This is a genomic window from Mycobacteriales bacterium (assembly GCA_035504215.1).
Lineage (GTDB): Bacteria > Actinomycetota > Actinomycetes > JAFAQI01 > JAFAQI01 > DATAUK01.
Map to the genome: position 1 here is coordinate 1 of DATJSI010000036.1, position 22,415 is coordinate 22,415.

The 22,415-nt window shown below is 70.3% G+C and carries 21 protein-coding genes; 17 read left to right on the plus strand and 4 right to left on the minus strand.

Translation table 11 applies throughout. The features are described 5' to 3' along the window. Positions 1-105 precede the first annotated feature (105 nt). Positions 106-249, minus strand: a complete 144-nt coding sequence (locus VME70_03670) for a hypothetical protein (protein ID HTW19296.1) — start codon at positions 247-249, stop codon at positions 106-108. Positions 250-509: 260 nt separating this feature from the next. Here VME70_03670 and dnaK point away from each other — a divergent pair, with 260 nt between their 5' ends. From dnaK to pyrE, 6 genes are all read left to right on the plus strand, one after another. Further along, the gene (dnaK, locus tag VME70_03675; GenBank protein ID HTW19297.1) at positions 510-2,360 is read left to right on the plus strand and encodes a molecular chaperone DnaK; all 1,851 of its coding nucleotides are present in this window, start codon (positions 510-512) and stop codon (positions 2,358-2,360) included. Then, complete coding sequence (grpE, locus tag VME70_03680; protein ID HTW19298.1) at positions 2,357-3,016, plus strand: nucleotide exchange factor GrpE; 660 nt, start codon at positions 2,357-2,359, stop codon at positions 3,014-3,016. Before dnaK ends, grpE begins: the two co-directional genes overlap by 4 nt. Before the next feature lie 63 nt (positions 3,017-3,079). Then, positions 3,080-4,249, plus strand: coding sequence for a molecular chaperone DnaJ (gene dnaJ, locus VME70_03685; GenBank protein ID HTW19299.1), 1,170 nt, complete (start codon positions 3,080-3,082; stop codon positions 4,247-4,249). Continuing rightward, entirely contained in the window at positions 4,242-4,673 is a 432-nt protein-coding gene (locus tag VME70_03690) for a helix-turn-helix transcriptional regulator (protein ID HTW19300.1), read from the plus strand. The genes dnaJ and VME70_03690 overlap by 8 nt, the downstream gene beginning before the upstream one ends. A 40-nt stretch (positions 4,674-4,713) precedes the next feature. Continuing rightward, the gene (gene clpB / locus VME70_03695) at positions 4,714-7,317 is read left to right on the plus strand and encodes an ATP-dependent chaperone ClpB (protein HTW19301.1); all 2,604 of its coding nucleotides are present in this window, start codon (positions 4,714-4,716) and stop codon (positions 7,315-7,317) included. 91 nt (positions 7,318-7,408) lie between these two features. Next, positions 7,409-7,951, plus strand: coding sequence for an orotate phosphoribosyltransferase (pyrE, locus tag VME70_03700; GenBank protein ID HTW19302.1), 543 nt, complete (start codon positions 7,409-7,411; stop codon positions 7,949-7,951). A gap of 15 nt (positions 7,952-7,966) precedes the next feature. On the opposite strand, the gene VME70_03705 is transcribed toward pyrE, so the two are convergent. Further along, complete coding sequence (locus VME70_03705) at positions 7,967-8,659, minus strand: VTT domain-containing protein (GenBank protein HTW19303.1); 693 nt, start codon at positions 8,657-8,659, stop codon at positions 7,967-7,969. 76 nt (positions 8,660-8,735) lie between these two features. Between VME70_03705 and fbaA the strand changes: the two genes are divergently transcribed. The 3 genes from fbaA (at position 8,736) to VME70_03720 (ending at position 11,880) form a co-directional block, all read left to right on the plus strand. After that, positions 8,736-9,776, plus strand: a complete 1,041-nt coding sequence (gene fbaA, locus VME70_03710; GenBank protein ID HTW19304.1) for a class II fructose-bisphosphate aldolase — start codon at positions 8,736-8,738, stop codon at positions 9,774-9,776. 201 nt (positions 9,777-9,977) lie between these two features. Then, a complete protein-coding gene (locus VME70_03715) occupies positions 9,978-11,450 on the plus strand; it encodes a L,D-transpeptidase family protein (GenBank protein HTW19305.1) in 1,473 nt (490 codons plus the stop codon). A 22-nt stretch (positions 11,451-11,472) separates the two neighbouring features. Continuing rightward, positions 11,473-11,880: a DUF3151 domain-containing protein gene (locus VME70_03720; GenBank protein HTW19306.1), complete on the plus strand. Its 408-nt coding sequence runs from the start codon at positions 11,473-11,475 to the stop codon at positions 11,878-11,880. Positions 11,881-11,891: 11 nt separating this feature from the next. Here VME70_03720 and VME70_03725 read toward each other — a convergent pair whose 3' ends face one another. Next, the gene (locus tag VME70_03725) at positions 11,892-12,740 is read right to left on the minus strand and encodes a hypothetical protein (protein ID HTW19307.1); all 849 of its coding nucleotides are present in this window, start codon (positions 12,738-12,740) and stop codon (positions 11,892-11,894) included. After that, entirely contained in the window at positions 12,730-13,251 is a 522-nt protein-coding gene (locus VME70_03730; GenBank protein ID HTW19308.1) for a SigE family RNA polymerase sigma factor, read from the minus strand. The genes VME70_03725 and VME70_03730 overlap by 11 nt, the downstream gene beginning before the upstream one ends. A gap of 168 nt (positions 13,252-13,419) precedes the next feature. Here VME70_03730 and VME70_03735 point away from each other — a divergent pair, with 168 nt between their 5' ends. From VME70_03735 to VME70_03770, 8 genes are all read left to right on the plus strand, one after another. Continuing rightward, positions 13,420-14,703, plus strand: a complete 1,284-nt coding sequence (locus VME70_03735; GenBank protein HTW19309.1) for an adenylosuccinate synthase — start codon at positions 13,420-13,422, stop codon at positions 14,701-14,703. 7 nt (positions 14,704-14,710) lie between these two features. Continuing rightward, on the plus strand, positions 14,711-15,922 hold the full coding sequence (gene purD, locus VME70_03740) for a phosphoribosylamine--glycine ligase (protein ID HTW19310.1): 1,212 nt from the start codon (positions 14,711-14,713) through the stop codon (positions 15,920-15,922). Beyond that, positions 15,919-17,226, plus strand: a complete 1,308-nt coding sequence (gene purB / locus VME70_03745; protein HTW19311.1) for an adenylosuccinate lyase — start codon at positions 15,919-15,921, stop codon at positions 17,224-17,226. The genes purD and purB overlap by 4 nt, the downstream gene beginning before the upstream one ends. Next, positions 17,226-18,143 (plus strand): phosphoribosylaminoimidazolesuccinocarboxamide synthase, encoded by a 918-nt coding sequence (locus VME70_03750; protein ID HTW19312.1) that lies wholly within the window; start codon positions 17,226-17,228, stop codon positions 18,141-18,143. The genes purB and VME70_03750 overlap by 1 nt, the downstream gene beginning before the upstream one ends. A 55-nt stretch (positions 18,144-18,198) precedes the next feature. Next, positions 18,199-18,438 (plus strand): phosphoribosylformylglycinamidine synthase subunit PurS, encoded by a 240-nt coding sequence (gene purS / locus VME70_03755; protein HTW19313.1) that lies wholly within the window; start codon positions 18,199-18,201, stop codon positions 18,436-18,438. A 79-nt stretch (positions 18,439-18,517) separates the two neighbouring features. Further along, the gene (gene purQ / locus VME70_03760) at positions 18,518-19,201 is read left to right on the plus strand and encodes a phosphoribosylformylglycinamidine synthase subunit PurQ (protein ID HTW19314.1); all 684 of its coding nucleotides are present in this window, start codon (positions 18,518-18,520) and stop codon (positions 19,199-19,201) included. Beyond that, entirely contained in the window at positions 19,198-21,441 is a 2,244-nt protein-coding gene (purL, locus tag VME70_03765; GenBank protein ID HTW19315.1) for a phosphoribosylformylglycinamidine synthase subunit PurL, read from the plus strand. Before purQ ends, purL begins: the two co-directional genes overlap by 4 nt. Further along, on the plus strand, positions 21,441-22,220 hold the full coding sequence (locus tag VME70_03770; protein ID HTW19316.1) for a sterol carrier family protein: 780 nt from the start codon (positions 21,441-21,443) through the stop codon (positions 22,218-22,220). The genes purL and VME70_03770 overlap by 1 nt, the downstream gene beginning before the upstream one ends. Positions 22,221-22,415 lie beyond the last annotated feature (195 nt).

Genomic DNA, 22,415 nt, shown 5'->3' on the forward strand with positions numbered 1-22,415 from the left:
CGGCCGTTTGTGCGCCTCCAACGCCAAGATCACGAAGGGTGTGCGCCTCCAACGTCAAGATCACGAAGGGGGATGGCGGAGGGTGCGGAGCGGGCAGAGCCGGGCTCAGGCCAGGTGGGCGAGCCAGCCGACCAGCGGCACCATCACGATCGGGGCGGTCAGCACGAGCAGGCCGACGATCACCAGCGCGGCGAGCAGCCGGACCCGGATCCGGGGCGCGCCCTGGGTGTCCTGCAACCGGCTCAGCACAGCCGCACGCTACGCCGCTCCCGGCGGCGGCGCACCTCGGTCGGCACCCGGACCCGCCCGGGGACAACGCCGCCGACGCGCTCGCGCCGGCTGTCCCCCGAACGCCGGTTGTGGGCGGATTCGAGATTGTCATATGATTCGTAAAAAAGTTGAGCCAATCCGGCTCAAGAAAGGAATGACGTCGCAGCTCGCGGCGTTGACCTGATGACACGCGGCTCAACCCTGAGCCGCACCCACAAGCAAGCGAAAGGTCAACTCACATGGGACGAGCGGTCGGCATCGACCTCGGTACGACGAACAGCGTCGTGACCGTCCTCGAGGGCGGGGAGCCCAACGTCATCGCGAACGCCGAGGGCTCGCGGACCACGCCCAGCGTCGTCGCGTTCGCCAAGAACGGCGAGGTGCTGGTCGGCGAGGTCGCCAAGCGCCAGGCGGTCACGAACCCGGACCGGACCATCCGGTCGGTCAAGCGCCACATGGGCACCGATTGGACGATCGAGATCGACGGCAAGAAGCAGACGCCGCAGCAGATCTCGGCTTTCATCCTGCAAAAGCTCAAGCGCGATGCGGAGGCCTACCTCGGCGAGTCGGTCAGCGACGCCGTGATCACGGTTCCGGCGTACTTCTCCGACGCCCAGCGCCAGGCCACCAAGGAGGCCGGCCAGATCGCCGGGCTCAACGTGCTGCGGATCATCAACGAGCCCACCGCGGCCGCACTGGCGTACGGCCTGGACAAGGAGGCCGACCAGACCATCCTGGTCTTCGACCTCGGCGGTGGCACGTTCGACGTGTCGCTGCTGGAGATCGGCGACGGCGTGATCGAGGTCAAGGCCACCAGTGGTGACAACCACCTCGGGGGCGACGACTGGGACCAGAAGGTCGTCGACTGGCTGGTCGAGAAGTTCAAGGGCGGCCACGGCATCGACCTGTCCAAGGACAAGATGGCGATGCAGCGGCTGCGTGAAGCGGCCGAGAAGGCGAAGATCGAGCTCTCGTCGTCCTCCGACACCACGATCAACCTGCCCTACATCACCGCCAGCGACGCCGGCCCGTTGCACCTCGACGAGAAGCTGACCCGTGCGGAGTTCCAGCGGATCACCTCCGATCTGCTCGACCGGACCAAGGGCCCCTTCGAGCAGGCCATCCGTGACGCCGGAATCAAGATCGCCGACATCCACCACGTGGTGCTCGTCGGTGGCTCGACCCGGATGCCCGCGGTCGTCGACGTCGTCAAGGAGCTGACCGGCGGGCGTGAGCCCAACAAGGGCGTCAACCCCGACGAGGTCGTCGCGGTCGGCGCGGCCCTGCAGGCCGGCGTGCTCAAGGGCGAGGTCAAGGACGTCCTGCTGCTCGACGTGACCCCGCTGTCGCTGGGCATCGAGACCAAGGGCGGCATCTTCACCAAGCTGATCGAGCGCAACACGACGATCCCGACCAAGCGCAGCGAGATCTTCACGACCGCCGACGACGCACAACCGTCGGTGCAGATCCAGGTCTTCCAGGGCGAGCGCGAGATCGCGGCGTACAACAAGAAGCTCGGCATGTTCGAGCTGACCGGCCTTCCGCCGGCGCCGCGTGGCGTCCCGCAGATCGAGGTCACCTTCGACATCGACGCGAACGGCATCGTGCACGTCAGCGCGAAGGACCTCGGGACCGGCAAGGAGCAGTCGATGACGATCACCGGCGGCTCGGCGCTGCCGAAGGACGACATCGAGCGGATGATGAAGGAAGCCGAGCAGTACGCCGAGGAGGACCGCAAGCGGCGGGAGTCCGCGGAGGCCCGCAACCAGGCGGACCAGCTCGTCTACACCACGGAGAAGTTCCTCGCGGACAACGGGGACAAGGTCCCGAGCGACGTGCGCGACGAGGTGACCGCTGCGGTCGCCGAGGTCAAGCAGGCGCTCGAGTCTGACGACCTGGACGCGATCACCCGCACGTCGGCCGCGCTCGCGACCGTGAGCCAGAAGATGGGTCAGGCGATGTACGCCGCGAACCCCGACGCCGGCCAGGCGACGCCAGGAGCCGACGCGACGAGTGAGTCCGCCGACGGCGACGACAACGTCGTGGACGCGGAGATCGTCGACGAGCCAGGCGACGGTGGCTCTGAGTGAGCGATTTCCCCGAGGAGGTCGGCCCGGTCATTCGTGACCGGCGCCGCCTCGATCCGACCACCGGCGAGGTGCGGGCCGGCGCGGCGCAGGTCGCCGCTGCCGCCGGCTCGGCCGCGCCGGCACCGGAGGCGGGAGCCTCGGCCGAGCTGCAAGCCCAGCTTGCCGAGCGCACCGCCGACCTGCAGCGGCTCCAGGCGGAGTACGCCAACTACCGGCGCCGGGTCGATCGCGATCGGCAGGCGGTCGGCGAGGCTGCGCTCGCGTCGGTGTTCGCCAACCTGCTGCCGTTGCTCGACGACATCGACCGGGCGCGCGCGCACGGCGAGGTGTCGGGCGGGTTCGCGCTCGTCGCCGACGGCCTCGAGGCGACGCTCACCAAGCTGGGCCTGACCCGCTTCGGTCAGGTCGGCGAGCCGTTCGACCCCACCCAGCACGAGGCGCTGACCCACGGCTTCTCCGACGAGGTTCAGGAGCCGACCTGTGCCGAGGTGCTGCAGTCCGGCTACCGGGTCGGCGAGCGGATCCTGCGGCCCGCACGGGTCGCGGTGGTGGAGCCCGAGACCGCGGTGCTTCCCGACCAGCCGTCCCGCACCGCCGCACCGAACGAGGACGACGACCAGCCGGACACCGACCCGCCGGCCAACCCGGCGTACTGAGCAAAGCGCGGGCACTACGACGACGATCACCATGAGTAGCGGGAAGGAGGCGCAGGAACCCCGATGAGCGTTCGCGACTATGTCGAGAAGGACTACTACGCGGCGCTCGGAGTCCCGAAGACCGCCTCTGCCGCTGAGATCAAGAAGGCGTACCGCAAGCTGGCCCGCACCTACCACCCGGACGCAAACTCCGGTGACGCCAAGGCCGAGGAGAAGTTCAAGGAGATCTCCGAGGCCTACGACGTGCTCTCCGACGCCGACAAGCGCAAGGAGTATGACGAGGCCCGGACGCTGTTCGGGTCCGGCGGGTTCCGGATGCCGCCGGGTGGCGGCGCGGGCGGCCCGGGCGGCGTGCCGTTCGACCTCGGCGACCTGTTCGGTGGTGCCGGCGCCGGTGCCGCCGGTGGTGGGCTCGGCGACCTGTTCGGGGGGTTGTTCGGTGGTGGCCGCCGCAGTCAGACCGCGGCGCCGCGTCGCGGGGTCGACGTCGAGGCCGAGGTGACGCTGTCGTTCACCGACGCGACCGAGGGCGCGACCATCCCGCTCACCTTGTCCGGACCGCACGCCTGCCCGACCTGCAAGGGCAGCGGCGCCAAGCCGGGTACGACGACCCGGGTCTGCCCCGGCTGCTCGGGCACCGGCATGTCCTCGCGCAACCAGGGCGGCTTCGCCTTCGCCGAGCCGTGCCGTGACTGCCGGGGACGGGGTCTGATCGTCGACGAGCCGTGCGCGGACTGCGGCGGGTCGGGTCAGGCGATCACCTCGCGCAGCTTGCGCGTGCGGATCCCCGCCGGCGTCGCCGACGGGCAGAAGATCCGGCTGAAGGGCAAGGGTGAGGCCGGCACTCGCGGCGGGCCCGCCGGGGACCTGATCGTCACCGTGCACGTCAGCCCGCACGATCTGTTCGGCCGCAAGGGTCACAACCTGACCCTGAAGCTGCCGGTGACCTACGCCGAGGCGGCGCTCGGCGCCACGGTCAAGGTCCCGACCTTGAACGGGCCGATGGTGTCGATGAAGATCCCGGCCGGCACCGCCAACGGCCGCGTACTTCGGCTCCGCGGCAAGGGCGTGGCGAAACGCGACGGCAGCAAGGGCGACCTGCTGGTCACGGTCGAGGTCGTCGTACCCGAACAGCTCTCCGACGAGGCCCGCGAGGCACTCAAGGCGTACGCGACCGCACACCCGCACGACCCGCGGACCCATCTCGGATCGGGAGGCGCTCACCATGGCTGACGGGCTCGGCTTCGGTGCACCGGATGACGACTCGCCGGTTTTTGTGATCTCCGTTGCGGCGACACTCGCCGGAATGCACCCTCAGACGCTGCGCTCCTACGACCGGATCGGCCTGGTCTCTCCCGGGCGGACCCAAGGTCGCGGCCGTCGCTACTCGGCGCGTGACATCGCGCTGCTGCGTGAGGTGCAACGGCTCAGCCAGGACGAGGGCATCAACCTCGCCGGCGTGAAGCGCATCCTGGAGCTCGAAGACCAGGTCGCCGCCCTCCAGGCGCGCGTGCACGAACTGCACGCACAGCTCGAAGCGACGGCACACGAGGCGGCTCGCCGCGAGCGGAAGGTCCACCAGTCCTACCGCCGCGATCTCGTGCCGATCGACCAGTCCGCCGTCGTGGTCTGGCGGCGCCAGCCCGACCACCACTGACTTTCCCCTTTCCGCCTTCCCCCAAGAGAAGAACCAGCTGATGGACACCTACCGATTCACCGCTCGTAGCCAGGAGGCGCTCGGCGCTGCCGTGCAGGCCGCCGGCGCCGCCGGGCATCCGCATGTCGAGCCGCTGCACATGCTGCACGCGCTGCTCATCCCGGCCGACGGGGTGCCGCGACCGCTGATCGAGGCGGCCGGCGGTGATCCGGCGCTCGTCGCGCGGGAGGTGCAGGCCGCACTCAACCGGTTGCCCACCGCGACCGGGGCAACCGTCGCGGCCCCCGGCCTGTCGTCCGTTGCCCTCGCCGTCGTCAACACCGCGGCCGAGATCGCGAAGTCGCTCGGTGACGAGTTCGTCTCGACCGAGCACCTGATCGTCGGACTGGCCCGCTCCGGCGGCCACCCGGTGGCCGACTTCCTGCCCGACCCGGATGCGCTGCAGGACGCCTTCAAGGCCGTTCGCGGTTCGGCTCGGGTGACCAGCCCCGAGCCGGAGGCGACGTACCAGACCTTGGAGAAGTACGGCGTCGACCTCACCGCGCAGGCTCGCGAGGGCAAGCTCGACCCGGTGATCGGTCGCGACACCGAGATCCGCCGGGTCGTCCAGGTGCTGTCGCGGCGGACGAAGAACAACCCGGTGCTGATCGGCGAGCCGGGCGTCGGCAAGACCGCCGTGGTCGAGGGGCTCGCCCAGCGGATCGTTGCCGGTGACGTGCCGGAGTCGCTGCGCGACAAGCGGTTGGTCTCGTTGGACCTCGCTGCGATGGTTGCCGGCGCGAAGTACCGCGGCGAGTTCGAGGAGCGGCTCAAGGCCGTCCTCGCCGAGATCCGCGACAGCGACGGTCAGATCGTCACCTTCATCGACGAGCTGCACACGGTCGTCGGTGCCGGTGCGACCGGCGAAGGCGCGATGGACGCCGGCAACATGTTGAAACCGATGCTCGCGCGCGGCGAGCTGCGGCTGATCGGTGCGACGACGCTCGATGAGTACCGCACCTCGATCGAGAAGGACCCCGCCCTCGAGCGCCGGTTCGCTCCGGTGATGGTGGGCGAGCCCAGCGTCGAGGACACGATCGCGATCCTGCGCGGCCTCAAGGGCCGCTATGAAGCGCATCACAAGGTCGAGATCGCCGATGCCGCGCTGGTCGCTGCCGCGACGCTTTCGAACCGCTACATCACCTCACGCTTCCTTCCGGACAAGGCGATCGACCTCATCGACGAAGCGGCATCGAGGCTGCGGATGGAGATCGACTCCCGTCCGGTCGAGATCGACGAGCTGCAACGCTCGGTCGACCGGCTGCGGATGGAGGAGATGGCGCTCGAGCGCGAGGAGGACGAGGCCTCGCGCGCCCGGCTCGACCGGCTACGCGCGGAGCTCGCCGACCGATCCGAGCAGCTGGCCGCGCTCACCGCGCGGTGGGAGCGCGAGAAGAGTGGTCTCAACCGGGTCGGTGAGCTGAAGCAGCGGCTCGACAGCCTGCGCACGCAGGCCGAGTCCGCGCAGCGTCAGGGCGACTTCGAGGCTGCGTCGCGCCTGCTCTACGCCGACATCCCGGCCGCCGAAGCCGAGCTCGCCGCGGCCGCCAGCGCCTCCGAGCAACGCGAGGCGATGGTGAAGGAAGAGGTCGGTGCGGACGACGTCGCCGAGGTCGTGGCGTCGTGGACCGGCATCCCCGCCGGCCGCCTGCTCGAAGGCGAGACCGCGAAGCTGTTGCGGATGGACGAGGCGCTGTCGGCGCGGGTGGTCGGCCAGGACGACGCCGTCCACGCGGTATCGGACGCGGTTCGCCGGGCGCGGTCCGGCATCTCCGACCCGGACCGGCCGACCGGCTCGTTCCTGTTCCTCGGCCCGACCGGGGTCGGCAAGACCGAGCTCGCGAAGGCGCTGGCCGGCTACCTGTTCGACGACGAGCGGGCGATGGTGCGCATCGACATGAGCGAGTACGGCGAGAAGCACACCGTCTCGCGTCTCGTCGGCGCGCCGCCCGGCTACGTCGGCTACGACGAGGGCGGCCAGCTGACCGAGGCGGTCCGCCGCCGGCCCTACACCGTGATCCTGCTCGACGAGGTCGAGAAGGCACATGCCGACGTCTTCGACGTACTGCTGCAGGTGCTCGACGACGGCCGGCTCACGGATGGGCAGGGCCGCACCGTCGACTTCCGCAACACGATCCTGCTGATGACGTCCAACCTCGGCTCGGTCTTCATCAATGACCCGGCGTTGGACGACAAGGCGAAGCACGAGGCCGCGATGCGTGCCGCGCGCGAACACTTCAAGCCGGAGTTCCTGAACCGGCTCGACGACATCGTGGTCTTCCACTCTCTCGGCAGCGAGCAGCTGGCGCAGATCGTCGAGATCCAGATCGAGCGGCTGATGACGCGGCTGGCCGACCGGCGGCTGACCCTCGAGGTCACTGACGGCGCCCGCGAGTGGCTCGCGATCACCGGCTTCGACCCGGTCTACGGGGCCCGGCCGCTGCGGCGGCTGATCCAGACCGCGATCGGAGACCCGCTGGCGAAGGCGTTGCTCAGCGGCGCGATCGCCGATGGCGACACGGTGCTGGTCGACGTGAACGAAGACCGCTCGGGACTCTCGGTGGTCTCGGCGGCCGAGAAAGCCGCCGCGCCGTTGATCGCCTGAGCGGGCGCTGCCTGGGCCGGCGCGGCCGCACCGTCCCGATGACGGGTAATCCCGTGGCCGGGCGTACGGCGGCGTCGGTAGGGTCGCTGGCGTGAGCGACGGCGACCGCGACGAGCTGCTGACCCGGATCAAACAGGACGCGGTGGTGCACGGCCGTGTGACGCTGTCCTCCGGGCAGGACGCGGACTACTACGTGGACCTGCGGCGAGTCACGTTGTCTGCCGCGGCGGCTCCGCTCGTCGGCCGGGTGATGCTTGACCTCACCGCGGACCTCGACTTCGACGCCGTCGGCGGGCTGACCCTGGGGGCCGACCCGGTCGCTGCGGCGATGTTGCACGCGGCCGCCGCGTCCGGGCGCAAGCTCGACGCGTTCGTCGTGCGCAAGCAAGGCAAGGCACACGGCTTGCAACGCCGGATCGAGGGTCCGGATGTGGCGGGTCGGCGAGTGCTCGCCGTCGAGGACACCTCGACGACCGGGGGCTCGGTGCTGACCGCGGTCGGGGCGCTGCGCGAAGCCGGGGCCGACGTGGTCGGTGTCGCGGTGATCGTCGAGCGCGGCGCCGCAGACGCGGTGCGGGCCACGGGCCTCGACTACCTGGCGGCGTACTCGCTCGCCGATCTCGACCTGGCCTGACTCCGGCGTTTCCGCTCAGGAGCTCGCGGCCCCGCGGTGGCGAGCCATGTGCACGAGCGCGGGCACGATCGCGAGGATGACGATGATGACCGCGAGCCCTTCGATGTAGTGCCGGATGAAGGAGATGTGTCCGAGCCAGTGGCCGAGCAGGATGATCGGTACGGTCCAGACCAGCCCGCCGATCAGGTTCCACGTCGTGTATGACGGCACCGGCATCGCGGCCACCCCGACGATCGGGCTGGCGAAGGTGCGCACGATCGGGACGAACCTCGACAGCACGACCGTCCGCGCCATGCCGAACCGCTCCAGGAAGCGATCGGCGCGTTCGACGTACTCGCGCTTGTAGTACCTGGACTCGGGGCGGTCCTGCAGCCGGAGCTCCGCGCGACGGCCGACCTCGTAGCCGACTTGCCCCCCGATCACCGCCCCGGCGGCGGCCGCGATCATCAGCCAGCCGAGCGGCAGGTGCAGGTGCAGCGAGTTGTGGCCGTTCGTCGCATAGCCGGCGACGAACAGCAGCGAGTCGCCGGGCAGGAAGAAGCCGACCAGCACTCCCATCTCGGCCAGCAGGATGACCAGTACGCCGATGACGCCGAAGGTCGAAAGCAGGTGCGTCGGGCTGATCGCACCGAGCAACGCCTGCTGGTGCAGCGCGAGCTGGTGCAAGGCCGGCGCGTCCGCCGCCTGCGAGGCAAGGTGCTGGTGCACGCGCGCAGGGTAGCGCCCATACTTCAGGACAAGGCATGGTGAGCAGTGCCCCGGGAAAGACAGCCAACGGTCTGTGCTGAGGAGAGCCGAGATGCCCGTCGCGAACCCTGAGGTCTACGCCGAGATGATCGACCGGGCGAAGGCCGGTGGCTTTGCCTATCCGGCGATCAACGTGACGTCGTCGGGGAGTCTGAACGCCGCGCTGCGCGGGTTCGCCGATGCCGAAAGCGACGGCATCATCCAGATCTCCTGGGGCGGCGCCGAGTTCGCCTCCGGTGCCTCGATCAAGAACATGGTGTCCGGGGCGGTGGCGATGGCGGCGTTCGCCAAGGTCGTCGCGACGAACTACCCGGTCAACGTCGGTCTGCACACCGACCACTGCCCGCCGGACAAGCTGGCCGGCTACATGCGTCCGCTGCTGGAGCTTTCGATCGAGCGCGTAAAAGCCGGAGGCGACCCGATCTTCGGCTCGCACATGTGGGACGGCTCGGGCCTGGATCTCGAGGACAACCTCAAGACCGCCGACGAGCTGTTCGCGATGTCGATCGAGGCGCACACGATCATGGAGCTCGAGATCGGCGTCGTCGGTGGCGAGGAGGACGGCGTCAGCAACGAGCAGAACGAGAAGCTCTACACCTCGCCGAAGGACATGATGCGGGTCGCCGAGGTCCTCGGCGCTCCGGGCGAGCGCGGCCGCTACCTGCTCGCCGCGGTCTTCGGCAACGTGCACGGCGTCTACAAGCCCGGATCGGTCAAGCTCAAGCCCTCGATCCTCAAGGAGGGTCAGGAGTACGTCGGCAAGAAGCTCGGTGTGGAGCGGCCGTTCGACCTCGTGTTCCACGGCGGTTCGGGCTCGATGTTCGACGAGATCCGCGAGACGCTGAACTACGGCGTGGTCAAGATGAACGTGGACACCGACACGCAGTACGCGTTCACCAGGCCGGTGGTCGACCACATGATGAAGAACTACGACGGGGTGCTGAAGGTCGACGGCGACGTGGGCAGCAAGAAGGCGTACGACCCGCGGGCGTGGGGCCGGGCGGCTGAGGAGGGCATGGCCGCGCGGGTGACCAAGGCGTGCGAGGACCTGAAGAGCACCGGCACCCGGATGACCTGACCCGGCCGGGCGGCGTTCCACTTGGCCGATCGGCCGTCACAAGTGGATCACGACTGGGCGCTCAGCAGGTCGATGTGCGCCGCAAAACCGGCAAGTACGACGTATCGTTGGAGAGCTTTCTTCCATCCGAGTAGGGGAACGATGTCGTCGACGCTGCGCGCGTTCGCTGTGGCGAGCTGCTCCGCGCTTCTCGTGGCCGGTGTGGCCACTTCAGCCGCCGCCTCCGGCGGCACCGACTTCAGCCTGCATCCGGCGTACGGCGTCCAGGGCAGCACGCTCACGCTGACCGGTGCCACCTTCACCGGCGAGACCGCCGCCACCATCAATGGCATTACCGCCGCTCACTTCCACCACGTCAACGCGCAGAAGGTGACGATCGTCGTGCCGGCCGGCGCGACCTCTGGTCCCGTGGTCGTGACCGGTGCGAAGACGCTGAACGGGCCGGACTTCTCGCTCCAGCAGCAGACCACCGCTACCGCGACCCTGTCGCGCAGCAGCCTGACCTTCACCCAGTCGCTCGTGGTGACCGGCGACCTGACCGAAAAGAGCACTGGCCACCCGGTGAGCGGGCAGCCGGCGGTGCTCCAGCACCGGGTCGCGGGGTCGACGTCCTGGCACCGTGCGAAGGGCACGCCGCAGCGCACGACCGGCTCGCAGGGCCAGGTCGGGTGGACGGTGCAGCCCGCGGTCAGTGGCGCTTACCGGGTGGCGTTCAAGAACACCCCGAGCTACACGAGCGCGACGACGTCCGGGCACAAGTACGCGTTGCGCCCGCTGCTGTCGTTCAACCCGCAGCACACCGTTCCGGTCTACTCGGACTCGGTGCTGCGCGGCCGGGTCCGGCCGCACCTGACCGGCACCATCTATCTCTGGAAGCAGGTCGACGGCGTCTGGAAGCACGCCGGCAAGACGACGGCGTACGACGGTCGGTTCTCCTTCACGATCCATCCCGATGCGCTCGGTCCGGTGCTCTACCGCGTGGTCCGGCACTACGACGGATTGCACGCGCACGCCCAGTCCGCGACCTTGCACCTGCAGGTCGTGCACCGCGAACTGGTGCTGGGTGACTCGGGCTCGGACGTGAAGGCACTGCAGAAGCGGTTGCGCAAGCTGCACTACTGGCTCGGCTCGGTGAGCAAGTACTACGGCGACGACACCCTGCACGCGGTGACCGCGTTCGAGAAGGTGCAGAAGCTTCCGCCCAACGGCGAGGTCACGATGGCGGTGTGGAACAAGCTGAACCACCCGCGCCACATCCACCTGCGCCATCCGCACGCCGCGACCTACGAGGTTGAGGTCAACATCGGCCGGCAGGTGCTGCTGATGGCCAAGGACGGCCACATCACGCACATCCTCGACACCTCGACCGCGGGCGGCTACCTCTACAAGAACTCCGAAGGCGGGATCTCCAGGGCGATCACCCCGACCGGTCACTTCTCGATCCAGTACAAGCTGACCGGCACCCGCGTCTCGAAGCTCGGCACGCTGTACTACCCGTCGTACTTCACCGACACCGGCTACGCGATCCACGGTGAGGGCAACGGCAACAGCGGCGGCGAGGTGCCGCCGTACCCGAACAGCCACGGCTGCGTCCGGATCACCGATGACGCCGTGCTGCACTTCTTCAGCTCGGCCTACCTCGCGGTCGGCGCTTCGGTCTGGATCTACCACTGAGCCGGCTGCCACGAGGCCGCCGGTGACCCACGGCGGCAACCTGCTGGGCGAGCCACCGGAGACGCTGCTGCCGGATGACCCGCAGGCTCGTACGGCGCTAGAGGCGGGCGAGGATCCGGCCGCGGTCGCGGCTCGGTTCCCGTCGTACCTCGCCGCCTGGGCGGCACTGGCCGACGCGGCCTACGAGCGCGGCGCGGTGATCGAGTCCTACGCCTACGCGCGGGTCGGCTACCACCGCGGGCTCGACGCGCTGCGGCGGTCGGGGTGGAAGGGTTGGGGACCGGTGCCGCGGTCGCACGAGCCCAACCAGGGGTTCCTGCGTTCGCTCAACGCGCTCGCCCGCGCTGCGCAAGCGATCGGTGAGAGCGACGAGGCGGAGCGCTGCCGGTCCTTTCTGGCCGAGAGCGATCCCTCCGCGCCGCTCGGCTGACCGTCGCCCGCTCAGCTGCTGATCGCGTCCGCCAGGACGTGCTCGACCTGTGTCGGGCTCATCCCGATCGAGTCGACCATCAGCAGGTCGCCGTCCGGGAAGGTGATTGCGGTGCTCACGTGATCCGGCAGGGCAGCGGCGCTCTTGGTCGCGCGGGCGCAGCCGGGCTGAGGGACACCGACGCCGAATCCGGCCGGGCTGAGCTTCGAGAACCGGGCCGTCCTGAGGCTCTTGAGCAGCGCGCTCCGCATCGGCAGCGGGGTGTGGGAGATGAGGCGCTTGACCGTCGCCGCCGCTGGTGCGTGCACCACCGACATCGGGCAGACCGGTGAGGTGCCGAACTGATCGATGACGGCCGGCAGCCCAGCGATCGTCGTGGTGATCCGCTTCCTCTCGGCGGCGGGGACGACCGCCCGCTCGGCCGTGGCGATCGGACCGCGGAACATGCTCATGCCGAGGCTCATGCGGGCGCTTCGATCCATCAGCTTGGCGCCTTGGTCCTTGCCCCCGAGATGGTGGGTGGCCGGCCCGAGGTTCATCACCGTGCCGGCGCTCCCGCTCCAGCCGGCGGGGAACTGCAGCCGGTGGTTGAGCAGCGTCACGCTGACCCCGGACTGCGCTGCGTTGCTCGTGAGGCCGTTGATGCCGCTGACGGCGCCGCTGCCCACGGCGTTGGCGGCCAGTATCGAGCCGGCCGCGAGCGCCGCAACCCCGAGCGGGGCACCCAGGAGCACCAGCCGCTGCTGGCGGGCGTACCTGCGACGTACGACGGCCACCAGCGCCGGATCCACGGCCAGGTCCGCCAACTCTGTGCCGAAGCGGGCGTGGAACGCGTCGCGGATCTGCTCGTCAGTGGTCATGGCCGGCTCCGATCGCAGTGGGGACGGTAGGGAGGTCGAGGACGTGGCGCAGGTGGGCGAGCGCCTTGCTGGTCGTTGACTTGACGGTGCCCTCCGAGCAGCCGAGCAGGCTCGCCGTGTCGGCGACCGAGAGGTCCTCCCAGAACCGCAGGACCACGGTCGCGCGCTGGCGGTCCGGGAGCTCACGCAACGCACAGAGCAGCTCCGTGCGGTCCTCGAACGCGGACTCGGTCGCCGGCTGGACCGCCATCAGATCGGGTTCGGGTGCCGGCGACTCCGGATGGCGGCGGCGACGGCGGGCATGGTCGTGCGCGAGGTTGACCAGCACCCGCCGCGTGTAGGCGTCCGGGTTCTCGATCGCCTTGGACCAGTGCCGCGCGACCCGCAGCAGCGCGGTCTGCAGCAGGTCTTCGGCGTCGGTCCGGTCACCGAGCAGCAGGGTCGCGGTACGCAGCAGCGCGGGCGAGCGCGCGACGACGAACTCGTCGAAGTCCGAGCCCAGCCGGGTCACAGCCACACTGTCTCAACGCCGGCGGGCTCGGTCAGGTTGCCTGCGGGTTCCGGCGGGGTAGCCTCGATCCGCAAGAGGCCCCGGTCGATTGCGACCGGGGTTCGTTGTTTGCGGGGCCGGGTGGGCGGTCGTTGCGACGGCGTGCCTCGAGCGGAAGGGACGGCGCAGATGCCCGCGATCGCGCTGCTCGGCGCACAGTGGGGCGACGAGGGCAAGGGCAAGGCGACCGACCTGCTCGGCGAGCGGGTGGACTACGTCGTGAAGTTCAACGGCGGCAACAACGCCGGCCACACGATCGTGATCGGCGCCGAGAAGTACGCGCTGCATCTGCTGCCGGCCGGCATCCTCACGCCCGGCGTCACCCCCGTCATCGGCAACGGAGTGGTGGTCGACCTCGGCGTGCTGTTCAGCGAGATCGAGGCGATCTCGGCCCGTGGGGTCGACTGCTCGCGGTTGGTCGTGTCCGCCGATGCGCACGTCATCACGCCGTACCACGTCCTGATGGACAAGGTCGGCGAACGCTTTCTCGGCAAGTCGAAGATCGGTACGACGGGTCGCGGGATCGGTCCGGCGTACGCCGACAAGATGTCGCGGCTGGGCGTGCGGATCCAGGACCTGTTCGACGAGAAGATCCTTCGCCAGAAGGTGGAGGGCGCGCTCGAGCTGAAGAACCAGATCCTGGTGAAGGTCTACAACCGCAAGGCGATGTCGGTCGACGAGGTGGTCAGTGAGCTGATCGCGTCTGCCGACCGGTTGCGTCCCATGGTTGCCGACACGCAGCTGATGCTTGGCGCGGCACTCGATGCCGGGAAGGTCGTCCTGCTCGAGGCCGGACAGGCCACGATGCTCGACGTCGACCACGGGACCTATCCGTTCGTCACGTCGTCCAACCCGACCGCGGGCGGGGCGTGCACCGGTTCGGGAATCCCGCCGACGCGGATCGACCGCGTGGTCGCGGTTGCGAAGGCCTACACGACCCGGGTCGGCGAAGGACCGATGCCGACCGAGCTGCTCGACGCGGGCGGCGATCGGCTGCGCAGCGTCGGGGCGGAGTTCGGCGTGACCACCGGCCGCCCGCGCCGATGTGGCTGGTACGACGCGGTCGTCGCGCGCTACGCAGCGAGGGTCAACGGCGTGACCGACTTCGTGCTGACCAAGCTCGACGTTCTCACCGGGCTCGAACAGATCCCCGTGTGCGTCGCGTACGACGTGGACGGCACCAGGCACGAGCAGATGCCGATGACCCAGACCGAGTTCCACCATGCGCGACCGATCTACGAGCAGTTCTCGGGGTGGGACGAGGACATCACGGCGGCCCGGTCGCTCGACGACCTGCCCAAGGCGGCGCGCGCGTACGTCGAGGCGATCGAGTCGCTCAGCGGCGCGCCGGTCTCGGTTGTGGGCGTCGGCGCAGAGCGCGAGCAGACCGTCGCGATCCGGCCGCTGCTGTGAGGGCCCGATGCGCGTCCTGGTGATCGGCGGCGGCGGCCGCGAGCACGCGCTGTGCCTCGCGCTGTCCCGCGACTCTGCGGTGACCGCGTTGTTCTGCGCACCGGGCAATCCCGGGATCGCCAAGGTGGCGAGCCTGCTGGCGATCACCGACCCGGTCGATGCCGCCCGCGAGGCGACCGCCGATCTGGTCGTGATCGGCCCCGAGGCGCCGCTCGTGGCGGGGGTCGCGGACGAGCTTCGAGCCGCCGGCTTCGTGGTCTTCGGCCCGAGCGCCGCGGCCGCGCAGCTCGAAGGCAGCAAGGCGTTCGCCAAGGACGTGATGGCGGCCGCGGGCGTGCCGACAGCCGGGCACTGGGTGGCCGAGACGCCCGCTGAGGTCGCGGAAGTGCTGGACCGGCTCGAACCGCCGTACGTCGTGAAGCACGACGAGCTCGCGGCCGGCAAGGGCGTGGTGGTCACCGGCGACCGGGGCGAGGCGCGGCGTCACGCCGCCGGGCATCGGGTCGTGATCGAGGAGTACCTCGACGGGCCGGAGGTATCTCTGTTCTGCCTGACCGACGGTGTCGCGGTCGTGCCGTTGCTTCCGGCGCAGGACTTCAAGCGGGTGGGCGACGGCGACACCGGGCCGAACACCGGTGGCATGGGCGCGTATGCGCCGTTGCCCTGGGCGCCGGCCGACCTGGTCGACGAGGTCGTCGCCCGGGTGGCGCGACCCACGATCGAGGAGATGGCGCGGCGGGGCACGCCGTTCGCCGGCCTGCTCTACGTCGGTCTCGCTCTCACCTCGACCGGGGTGAAGGTGGTGGAGTTCAACGCCCGGTTCGGCGATCCCGAGACGCAGTCGGTGCTCGCCCTGCTCGAGACGCCGCTGGCCGGCGTACTCCACGCGACCGCCACCGGCACCCTCGCCGGCCTGCCGCCGTTGCAGTGGCGCGACGGCTTCGCGGTGACCGTCGTCCTGGCCTCGGCCGGCTATCCCGCGGCGCCGCGGACCGGCGACCCCGTTCATGGCCTAGACGCGGTCAGCGGCGCGGACGTGCTGCATGCCGGGACCGCGGAGGTCGACGGCGCGCTGGTCACGGCCGGCGGGCGGATCCTTGCGGTCACGGCGGTCGCCGCCGAGCTCGCCGGTGCGAGAGAATCGGCGTACGCCGGGATCGAGCGGATCACGATCGAAGGCGCGCATTACCGCACCGACATCGCAGAGGCGGCCTCATGATCGAGCGCTACACGCTCCCCGAGATGGGCCGGGTGTGGAGCGAGGCGCACAAGTACGAGCTGTGGTGCCGGGTCGAGACCGTCGTGCTCGAGGCGCACGCCGCCGCCGGCACGGTGCCCGCGGATGCGCTCGGGCCGGTCCGCGCCGCGCCGCCGCCCACGCCCGAGGCGGTCGCAGCGGTCGAGGCGGTCACGCAGCACGACGTGATCGCGTTCCTCACCGCGTGGGCCGACAACACCACTCCGCGCGAGGCGGCGGCCTGGGTGCACTTCGGCATGACGTCGTCGGACCTGCTCGACACCGCGCTCGCCCTGCAGCTGGTCGGCGCCACGGACCTGTTGTTGGCGAAGACGACCGCACTGGTCGGCGGGCTCCGCGATCATGCGCTCAGCCATCGCGACACGATCCGGGTCGGACGCACGCACGGCGTGCACGCCGAGCCGGATGTGTGGGGTCATCGGGTCGCCGACTTCGCGTTCGCGATGGCGCGGTCGCGTGACCGGCTGCTCCGGGCCCGCGACGCGGTCGGCATCGCGAAGATCTCCGGCGTACTCGGGACGTACTCGAACATCGATCCGGCGGTCGAGCGCCAGGTCGCGGCCGAGCTCGGCCTGCGGCCCGCGGACGTCGCGACCCAGGTGGTCCTCCGTGACGGGATCAGCGAGTGGGTCTCGTCGCTTGCTCTTCTTGCGTCGGTCTGCGAGGCCGTCGCGCTCGAGGTCCGGCACGGCCAGCGCACCGAGGTCCGCGAGCTGGCCGAGCCGTTCGGCGCCGGCCAGAAGGGCTCGAGCGCGATGCCGCACAAGCGCAACCCGGTGATGTGCGAGCGGATCTGCGGCCTGGCGCGCATCGTGCGCGCGCAGATCGTGCCGGTCATGGAGGGCATCGCGCTCTGGCACGAGCGCGACATCTCCCACTCGTCCGTGGAACGGATCGCCCTCCCGGATGCGGCGATCGGCACCGACTACCTGCTGCACCTGACCGGCCGGCTGGTCAACGGTCTGGTGGTCGACGTCGAGCGCATGCGCTCCAACCTCGACGCCACCGGCGGCCTGATCTACACCAGCGCGGTCCTGCTGGAACTGGTCGAGGCCGGGCTCTCGCGCGAGGACGCCTACGCCCTCACCCAGGCGGCAGCGATGGACACCTGGACCACCGGCGTTCCGTTCCGCGAGACGTTGCGCAAGCACGCGGCGGATGCCGGCCAGGAGCTCGACGAGGCCCGCCTGGACGAGGTGTGCCGGCCGCAGCGCTACCTGAAACGGCTGGATGGAGTCTTCGAGCGACTGGAGGGGCTGAGCTAGTGCCGGAACACGCACTGGCCGGGCTGGACGAGTTCCGGCTGCATTCGGGCAAGGTCCGCGATCTCTACGTCGCCGGCGAGGACCAGCTGCTGATGGTCGCGAGCGACCGGATCTCGGCCTTCGACTACGTGCTGCCGACCGAGATCCCGGACAAGGGCGCGGTGCTCACCGGCATCTCGCTCTGGTGGTTCGAGCGGCTCGCCGACCTCGTGCCCAACCACGTCATCACCGCAGACGTCGCCGAGTACCCGCTGGTGTTTGCGCCGTACGCCGATGCGCTGCGCGGGCGGTCGGTGCTGTGCCGGACGCTGGAGATGGTCAGCGTCGAGTGCGTCGCCCGCGGCTACCTCGCCGGCAGCGGCGCCGCGGACTACCGGGCGACCGGCAGCGTGTGCGGGGTCGACCTGCCGCCGGGGCTGCGCGACGGCTCGCGGTTGCCGGCGCCGATCTTCACGCCGACGACGAAGGCGCCGAGCGGGGAGCACGACGCGGCGATGACGTTCGACCAGGTGGTGGAGGCGGTGGGGCCCGAGCTCGCCGGCGAGCTGCGCAAACTGACGCTTGCGGTCTACGCGCGCGGGCGCGAGCTTGCCGAACAGGCCGGGATCATCCTCGCCGACACCAAGATCGAGCTCGGTCACGACCAGGACGGGACCCTGACCCTCGGCGACGAGGTCCTCACCCCGGACTCGTCGCGGTTCTGGCCTTCACTCACCTGGGCCCCCGGCGGCCCGCAGGAGTCCTACGACAAGCAGTACGTGCGCGACTGGCTCAGCGACGAGTCCGGCTGGGATCGCAAGAGCGAGCCTCCGCCGCTTCCCGACGACGTCGTCGCACGGACCAGGGAGAAGTACGTCGAGGCCTACGAGCGGCTGACCGGGCGCGACTTCCACGACTACCTCGCCGCCACTCCCTGACTGCCGTCAAGATCACGGCAGCGAGGGGTGCGGCGTGGTCGGTAGGGTTTGGCAGGTGACCCGAGTCGTCGTCGACGTCATGCCCAAGCCCGAGATCCTCGACCCTCAGGGCCAGGCGATCGCTCGCGCGCTGCCCGACCTCGGCTTCGACACGGTGACGTCCGTGCGCCAGGGCAAGCGGTTCGAGATCGAGATCGCCGACGGAGCGGACGCCCGCGAGATCGCCAGCCGCGCCGCCGAGGCGGTGCTCGCGAACCCGGTGATCGAGGACTTCACCATCCACATCGAGGACTGACCGTCGCGGCCGGGGCGTGGCCACGCCGAGGGCGCGGAGACCGCGCGGCCGGTGCCACCCCGCTCGGTATCCTCGGCCTGTGAGCGCCACGACCACCATCGGCGTGGTGACGTTCCCCGGCTCGCTCGACGACCACGACGCGATTCGCGCCGTGCGCGCGGTCGGAGTCGAGGCGGTGCCGCTGTGGCACGGCGACGCCGCTCTGCACGGCGTCGACGCAGTCATCCTTCCGGGCGGGTTCTCGTACGGCGACTACCTCCGTGGCGGTGCGATCGCGCGGTTCTCACCGGTGGTCGGATCGGTCGTTGCCGCCGCCCGCTCGGGGCTCCCGGTGCTCGGTATCTGCAACGGCTTCCAGGTGCTCTGCGAGGCGCAGCTGCTCCCTGGGGCCCTGGTGCGCAACGCCGGGCTGCGATTCGTCTGCCGGGACCAGGTCCTGACCGTCGAGAACACCTCGACTCGCTGGACGAGCGACTATTCGCCGGGCGAGGAGATCCTCGTCCCGGTCAAGCACGGCGAAGGCCGGTACGTCGCCGACGCCGCGACCGTCGAGCAGCTGGAAGCCGAGGGACTGGTCGTGTTCCGCTACGCGGGAGGCAACCCGAACGGTGCGCTGCACGACATCGCCGGCATCACCAACTCGGCCGGAAACGTGGTCGGCCTCATGCCGCACCCGGAGCACGCGATCGACACGTTGACCGGGCCGAGCGCCGACGGCCTTCCGATGTTCACGTCGGTTGTCGCCGCCATGGTCTCTGCATGACCGACTTCGAGACCGTTGCGGCCGCCGCGGACGCGCCCGACCTCGCCCAGCCGTATGTCGAGCTCGGCCTCAAGGACGACGAGTACTCGCGGATCCGCGAGATCCTCGGGCGTCGCCCGACCGACACCGAGCTCGCGATGTACAGCGTCATGTGGAGCGAGCACTGCTCGTACAAGTCCAGCAAGGTCCACTTGCGGCAGTTCGCCGACAACCCGCCAGCGAGCGCGGCGATGCTCGTCGGCATCGGCGAGAACGCCGGCGTCGTCGACGTCGGCGACGGGCTCGCGGTCACCTTCAAGGTGGAGAGCCACAACCATCCGTCGTACGTCGAGCCCTATCAGGGTGCGGCGACCGGTGTGGGCGGGATCGTCCGCGACATCCTGACGATGGGAGCGCGGCCGATCGCCGTGATGGACTCGCTGCGCTTCGGCGACGCGACCGCGCCGGACACCAAGCGGCTGGTTCGCGGGGTCGTTGCGGGCGTCGGCGGCTACGGCAACTGCCTCGGCCTGCCGAACATCGGCGGCGAGGTGGGCTTCGACCCGACCTATGCCGGCAACCCGCTGGTCAACGCGCTCTGTGTGGGCGTGCTGCCGCACGAGCGGCTGCAGCTGGCGAAGGCCACCGGCGTCGGCAACCAGGTCGTCCTGCTCGGCGCCAAGACCGGCCGCGACGGGATCGGCGGCGTTTCCGTCCTGGCCAGCGCGACCTTCGACGAGGGCTCGTCGGCGAAGCGGCCCAGCGTCCAGGTCGGCGACCCGTTCACCGAGAAGATCCTGATCGAGTGCTGCCTGGAGCTCTTCGATGCCGGCCTGGTGACCGGCATCCAGGACCTCGGCGGCGCCGGGCTGTCCTGTGCGACCAGCGAGACGGCCGGCCACGGCGACGGCGGCATGCGGGTTGCCCTCGACCGAGTGCCGCTGCGCGAGCCGTCGATGTCGCCGCTCGAGGTCATCACGAGCGAGTCGCAGGAGCGGATGCTGGCGATCGTCGCTCCGGGCAACGTGGCGGCCGTGCTCGCGCACTGTGCCAAGTGGGGTGTCCTCGCGACGGTGATCGGAGAGGTCACCGACGGCGACCGGCTGGTGGTCACGTGGTACGGCGAGACCGTGGTCGACGTACCGCCCGGCTCGCTCGCCGACGACGGGCCGGTCTACCACCGGCCGGTGGCGCGCCCGGACGCTGAGCAGGATGCGCTGAACGCGGACACCTCGTCCCGGCTACCGAGGCCGCGCACCGCGGACCAGCTTCGCGCCGCGTTGCTCCAGCTGGCGGGATCTCCCGAGCTGTGCTCCCGCCGCTGGGTGACGGAGCAGTACGACCGCTACGTCCTCGGTGGCACTGTCCTCGCGATGCCGCACGACGGCGGCGTCGTGCGGCTCGGCGACGGCACCTGGCGCGGCATCGCGCTCGCACTGGACGGCAACGGACGGTTCGCCCGCCTCGATCCGTACGCCGGAGCGCAGCTCGCCCTCGCCGAGGCGCATCGCAACGTGGCCTGCACCGGCGCCACGCCGATCGCGGTGACCGACTGCCTGAACTTCGGCTCGCCCGAGGACCCGGCCGTCATGTGGCAGTTCGCCGAGGCGACCCGCGGCCTGGCCGAAGCCTGCCGCGAGCTGGGCACTCCGGTCACGGGTGGCAACGTCAGCTTCTACAACCAGACCGGCGCGACCGCGATCAACCCGACTCCGGTGATCGGAGTCCTCGGTGTGCTCGACGACGTACGCCGGCGGGTGCCGAGCGGGTTCGACGCTGCGGGCCGGACGATCGTGCTGCTGGGGGAGACCGCGGACGAGCTCGACGGATCGGCGTGGGCCTGGGTGGTGCACGGCCATCTCGGCGGTCGGCCCCCGCACGTGCGGCTCGCCGCCGAGCGCGCGCTTGCCACGCTGCTGGCGAGGATGGCGGCGGCCGGCTCGATCGTCTCCGCGCACGATCTCTCGGAGGGCGGTCTCGCACAGGCACTGGTCGAGGCGACCTTGATCGGTGGCGTGGGCGCGACCGTCGGGGTCGACGGCGACGCGTTTGTGGCGCTGTTCAGCGAGTCCGGGGCGCGGGCGATGGTCACCACCGACGACGTCGACGGCGTACTCGAGCTGGCCGGCGAGCTCGAGGTCCCGGCGAAGGTCATCGGCGTGACCGGCGGTGACCGGCTGGCGATCACCGAGCTGTTCGAGCTCCCGCTCGCCGAGCTCGCCGAGGCTTTCGAGCGCACGTTGCCCGCGCTGTTCGACTGATGGCGACGCTCGACGAGCTGAAGGCGGCGTACGTCGCCCAGCAGTCGGCTCTCGCGGCGTGGTTGAGGCAGGTCCCGGACGCCGCTGTCGAGCGGCCGTCCCGCCTGGCCGGCTGGACCGTGCAGCAGCTCGCGTTCCACACGACCGAGGTGCCGCGGGCTCTGACCAACGCGATCGCCGCCCCCGGAGCGAGCGACCGGCCGCTGTCGATCGCTGGCTACACCGCGAAATGGCGCGAGTCGGTGGCCGAGATCGAGCAACGCGGCCGCGATGGGGCGCGCGGGCTCTCGGTCCCTGACATCGCCGACCGGCTGCTCGCCGAAGGAGATGCCCTGATGCAGGCGCTCGAGGGCATGACCGCCGAACAGGTGGTCGCGGCGCGCCGCGGCCCGATCCGGCTGGGCGACATGATGACGACCCGGGTCAACGAGCTGGTCGTGCACAGCACCGATCTCAGCGCGTCGGTGCCGGAGATCGATCCGGTCGCGATCGACTCCGGTGCCCTCGGGACCGCCTGCCGGATGCTCGCGGCGATCCTCGCCGAGCGCGCGCCCGGCCGCTCGGTCGAGGTACGCGTGCCGCCGTACGCCGCGATCCAATGCGTCGAGGGACCGCGGCATACCCGCGGAACGCCGCCGAACGTGGTCGAGATGCCCGCGCTGACCTGGGTGGCGCTCGCGACCGGCCGGATGCGGTGGGCCGACGCGGTCGCCACCGGGGGCGTACGGGCGAGCGGCGAGCGCGCCGACCTCTCGGCACTGCTGCCCGTACTCTCCTGACCGCGCTCTCTTCACCCCACCAACGCTTTCGTGATCTTGACGTTGGAGGCGCACAATCGCGATTTCTGCGCCTCCAACGTCAAGATCACCGAAGGCGAGTGGGCGCGCCTCTACACTGGGGCGCGGTTTCCCTCCGTCGCCAATGCCAAGGAGCCTGGTCGGTGCCGCACCACGCAGCCGACAGTCACGCAGCCG

Bases quoted from the DNA above. Each gene is read 5' to 3' on its own strand.
- clpB (HTW19301.1), top strand. From the start codon at position 4,714: ATGGACACCTACCGATTCACCGCTCGTAGCCAGGAGGCGCTCGGCGCT.
- VME70_03690 (HTW19300.1), top strand. From the start codon at position 4,242: ATGGCTGACGGGCTCGGCTTCGGTGCACCGGATGACGACTCGCCGGTT.
- purD (HTW19310.1), top strand. From the start codon at position 14,711: ATGCGCGTCCTGGTGATCGGCGGCGGCGGCCGCGAGCACGCGCTGTGC.
- purB (HTW19311.1), top strand. From the start codon at position 15,919: ATGATCGAGCGCTACACGCTCCCCGAGATGGGCCGGGTGTGGAGCGAG.
- VME70_03735 (HTW19309.1), top strand. From the start codon at position 13,420: ATGCCCGCGATCGCGCTGCTCGGCGCACAGTGGGGCGACGAGGGCAAG.
- VME70_03725 (HTW19307.1), bottom strand. From the start codon at position 12,740: ATGACCACTGACGAGCAGATCCGCGACGCGTTCCACGCCCGCTTCGGC.
- dnaK (HTW19297.1), top strand. From the start codon at position 510: ATGGGACGAGCGGTCGGCATCGACCTCGGTACGACGAACAGCGTCGTG.
- purL (HTW19315.1), top strand. From the start codon at position 19,198: ATGACCGACTTCGAGACCGTTGCGGCCGCCGCGGACGCGCCCGACCTC.
- dnaJ (HTW19299.1), top strand. From the start codon at position 3,080: ATGAGCGTTCGCGACTATGTCGAGAAGGACTACTACGCGGCGCTCGGA.
- VME70_03770 (HTW19316.1), top strand. From the start codon at position 21,441: ATGGCGACGCTCGACGAGCTGAAGGCGGCGTACGTCGCCCAGCAGTCG.